Here is a 4,070-nt window from a genome sequence, read left to right as displayed (position 1 = left end):
GGCTAATTTTGTTGTTTTGGCGAACTCAAAACTAACCGGTTTTACCGCCGTCTCCTACTTTTTCACGCTAACCCGCGATGAACCTAATTTTTTCCGTGGCGTAAACATTAAACACCCTCGATTCAAGGTTCCTATCGCCATTTCTCACAAACAGGGCGCTAATGGTGGAAAAAACCATACACCACATGACGAATATCCTGAATTGGACATACCGGCAATGCCAAGTTCCAGCAAAAAGCTTCATCGCCAACATGACAAAACGTTCAGATTCTCGATCCCACACGCATCAACAACATCCATCGATGGAAAAAAATCATCTCAGGGAGGAACGAAGTCAGGTGACAAAGGCTCTCCTGAAGAACTCACAGGGGTCGGCCACGGACAACCTGCAGGTAAAGCTCAGGAGTTCGACTACGGTGTTAACCGTGGTGAAAATGGCAAAAAGGAAGAAGAACTGAAGGAAGCTCCTCCTACAGCAAGGTTTAAGCTATTTGAAAAAGCGATAGAGTCCCTAGTCAAACTCGAAGGTTATGAATTCGATAATATTCGGTGTGTTTCACTACCAAAACCTACAAATGACAATGGTGCCTATAAACGAACACATAACAGCCAACCAGCTAGTTGTCATGTGGCCACACTCAGCTTTAAGAAAACCATCTTTGTTATCGTCGAAATTGACACCGAGTCGCTTTTGACAGAAAAATCATTAAGCACGTTGGTGGCATCACTAAGCGGTGAACCGAAAGTCTCCCTATTGAAGATCCTCCAAGCTTGCTGTGAAAAAGGAGTCGCGTGGGATAAAAAGGTGATCGCCGAATATTCGGTTATTTTCGATAACTGTAGACACCCACCGCGAGATCTAGGCAAAAAAGAAGATAAAGATAAAGATAAAGATAAAGATAAAGATAAAGATAAAGATAAAGATCGCAAAACTGATGTGGCTAAAAGTAAAGAGGCAGAATTCCTCAGCAGCTGGGTTAATCACCTCAACAATGCGATGAATCGCTGCCACCAGAGGATTCTGAACAGAGAATAACCAGGATTGATCAGGGAACCGATAGCCTATGGGGCCGGATTATCGGCTCCACAGGTACACATCCCGCCTGAAGAATAGGCGTCCGTAAATCTATCTTAATGATGACAAAACTCATACGGTGAGCACTTACTATTTATTTGTAACATCAGATGAACTAATCAATTAAAAAATAATTGTGCACTTCATCGGCTGTAGTCTCAAGCTTGCATTGAATACCAGCCATGGCTTCCTCTCTCAAATCATTCGCTTCAAAGTTGAATTTTAGATTGTATGAGCGCTGACCACCTTCGGTCTCCCAGTATGAAAGTCCCTGGCAGCTATAACCCATTCTTGGCCATATTGACCAGCAGTGATGGTAAATACCGACCAATTAAACTTTATATGGTCCCCAAAATCGGTTTGAGTAACTCACCTTGGCCACTTTGTATGAAGAGCATCAATCACATAAGAATGATTGTGCTGCTCACCATAGCCAAACTTTTCCAGGTGTTCATGCCCTTTTTCCAGGTTAGGATGGGCATGAAATACAACCTTTTTTTCATCCTTCGGCCAGAGACTTGTCGCTAAAAGCAGGCCTAAAACAGACATTCCTGCCAGCAACAGAAAAGCAGCATTTACCGTCAGAACTGTCAGAAGCCAGCCTGCGAATGGATAGGCCATCATCCAGCCAGCATGCGATAGCGAAAAATGTGCAGAAAAAAGAGCGGGGCGATCTCCAGATGAAGCGGAACGAACCAGAACTTTACTGGTGGGAGTCTGCACCAGAGAATAACCAGCTCCCATGAAAAACCAAATCATCAGAAGAGTGTAATAACCATGCATAAACGCGCCGGATAATTGCGCGAGAATCAATACTAATAAGCCACCCAGCATGACGCTTCGCTCGCTGTATTTATCCAGCAATGCCGGCAATTTCAGTGCTGTGAGCATGGAGCCAAAGCCGAAAGCGGCCAGGGCAAATGCGGTTTGCTGGCCACTCAGAGCAAAATTGCCCTGCACCAGAACCACGGTGTTCACGAACACCATTGCACCACCCAAGGCGGTTGTAAAACTCAGTAGCAACAGGCCTCTCAGTCGCGGGGTCAGCAGGTAAATACGACCGCCTTTAGTAATTCTGTCAGCCCATGAACTCACAGCAGAAACCTGAGCTTTAGGGAGCGTAATGGATAGCACCAGGAGTGCCGAAGCAACGAATCCCAGCATGGTGCCGAAAAATAACCCATGCCAGGAGGTAATAAGCAGCAATGCCGCCGCCAGCATGGGACTGATCAGGCTTTCCATGTCATAAGCCAGCCGGGATAAAGACAAAGCCTTGGTGTATTCACGCTCGTCCGGCAGTACATCAGGAATCGTCGCCTGAAATAACGGCGTAAATCCGGCGGAACTGCTTTGCAGAACAAAAATCACCACATAGATATGCCAGACCTCGGTGAGGAACGGCAGCGAAAGCGCCGTCAACGCGCGGATAATATCCAGTACAACCAACACAGGTTTGCGTGCGCGCCCCTGAAACAACGCCGCCAGTAGCGGTGACACAAACACATAGGCCAGCATTTTGATGGTCAGTGCCGTTGCCAGCACAGTGCCTGCATTGTCTCCCGCCAGCTCAAACGCCATCAGACTCAGGGCAACCGTCGCCAGGCCTGTGCCCAACAATGAAATAAGCTGCGCAGCAAACAAATGGCGATATACACGGTGACGGAGAATGCTCAGCATGGAACCTCAGCGATTGACTTTGACTGACAAAAAACCGATTGTAGGTCGGTTTTTACTGTGGCAGTATATGCCTCATTCTGAAAACTGGAAAGACTATGATTCTCGGTGAGTTAGAAAAGCAGGTTCTGAACCATCTCTGGTCGGCGGGTGAAGCTGATGCCAAGCAGATCCATTCTGCCTTCAGTGCCGGACGCAGCAGTTCACTGAATACGATTCAGAGCACACTGGACCGTCTGTACAAAAAGCAGCTGCTCAGTCGCAGCAAGCAAGGGCATGCCTTTGTTTATCGCACCCGCGTAGATCGGGAAGATCTGATCGCTCAGCTGATCCGCAATATCACCAGCGACCTTGTCAGTCAGGACAACCAGTCTCTGATGGCCGCATTTGTTTCCTTGTCTGCCGATCTTGGTGACGACGAGCTCGATCGCCTGGAAGCTATGATCCAGAATCATCGCCGAAAAGGTAAAGCACACTCATGATTACCGGAAACTGGGGTTTCATTCTGAACTTGCTGAGCATGGCTGCATTGCTCGGACTGGCCTCAGTTGCATTTCAGCTGTTAACAGCCCCCCTGCTTATTCGGGCAGGAAAGCGTGTTGATCCGTTGGAACAAAAATGGCTGATTTTAAGTTGGGCCTTGTTACCCTGGGCAATGACTCTGTTGCTGTTAGTTCAAGGTGGAATCGCCTTACCTGATGATCACAACACTGTGTATGGATCGCTGAGGCTCATTCACTGGCATCATGCCGATGAGTTTGTGGTTAGCGCCTGGCACGGCTGGTTGCTGAGTGCTGTCGGTTTGTGGCTGACGTTACGCATTGGGCGTTTTGCTTATCAGCAGTGGCGTGTAAACCAGCACCTGAAACTTCTCCGTGAGCAGGCACTTGCAACTTCCGATTCCACTATCTGCATTTTGCCGACCCACGACGTTGTCGCCATGGCAGCCGGATATTTCCGCGCTGATATTTACCTGTCGCAAGGTTTGCTCAATCAAACAACGCCAGACCAGCAGGCAATCATCATTGCTCATGAGCAGGCGCATATCCGCCAGTTCGATAACCTGAGTCGCTGGTTACTGATGCTGTTTATTTGCCCACTGCCAGGCTTTGTTCGCACCCCCATTCTGAACTGCTTCACATTAGTGACCGAGCAGCTCGCCGATCGCCGGGTTACCCGCAACGCCGAAGCCGCCGACATCGCAGAAACGCTGGTGAAAATCGCGCGCTTACGCCACCACCTCAACAAGCCAGATCAGGCAGCGTTTGTCGCTGTAGAGCAGCTGCGCGAACGGGTCTGCGAGCTGCTTACCCCATCTCGT

General features: G+C 48.6%; 4 protein-coding genes. 3 read left to right on the top strand and 1 reads right to left on the bottom strand.

Annotation, left to right across the window (positions count from 1 at the left end; genetic code table 11):
• Nucleotides 1–1,036 (top strand): hypothetical protein (locus I9W95_RS07165; RefSeq protein ID WP_225673334.1); only part of this gene is annotated, 1,036 nt, incomplete at its 5' end.
• Nucleotides 1,037–1,444: 408 nt separating this feature from the next.
• Here I9W95_RS07165 and I9W95_RS07160 read toward each other — a convergent pair.
• Complete coding sequence (locus tag I9W95_RS07160) at nt 1,445–2,752, bottom strand: MFS transporter (protein ID WP_225673332.1); 1,308 nt, start codon at nt 2,750–2,752, stop codon at nt 1,445–1,447.
• Nucleotides 2,753–2,847: 95 nt separating this feature from the next.
• On the opposite strand from I9W95_RS07160, the gene I9W95_RS07155 reads away from it, so the two are divergent.
• Complete coding sequence (locus I9W95_RS07155; protein WP_225673331.1) at nt 2,848–3,231, top strand: BlaI/MecI/CopY family transcriptional regulator; 384 nt, start codon at nt 2,848–2,850, stop codon at nt 3,229–3,231.
• A partial coding sequence (locus tag I9W95_RS07150) for a M56 family metallopeptidase (protein ID WP_225673329.1) occupies nt 3,228–4,070 on the top strand: 843 nt, incomplete at its 3' end. The genes I9W95_RS07155 and I9W95_RS07150, both read left to right, overlap by 4 nt.

The organism is Thalassolituus marinus, from assembly GCF_020320395.1.
Classification (GTDB): Bacteria; Pseudomonadota; Gammaproteobacteria; order Pseudomonadales; family Oceanobacteraceae; genus Venatoribacter; species Venatoribacter marinus.
The sequence above is the reverse complement of the archived record's forward strand: the minus strand, read 5'-3'. Positions and strand labels throughout refer to the sequence as shown.

Coding starts and splice junctions, on each gene's coding strand:
- I9W95_RS07160 (WP_225673332.1), bottom strand. CDS start 2,752: ATGCTGAGCATTCTCCGTCACCGTGTATATCGCCATTTGTTTGCTGCG.
- I9W95_RS07155 (WP_225673331.1), top strand. CDS start 2,848: ATGATTCTCGGTGAGTTAGAAAAGCAGGTTCTGAACCATCTCTGGTCG.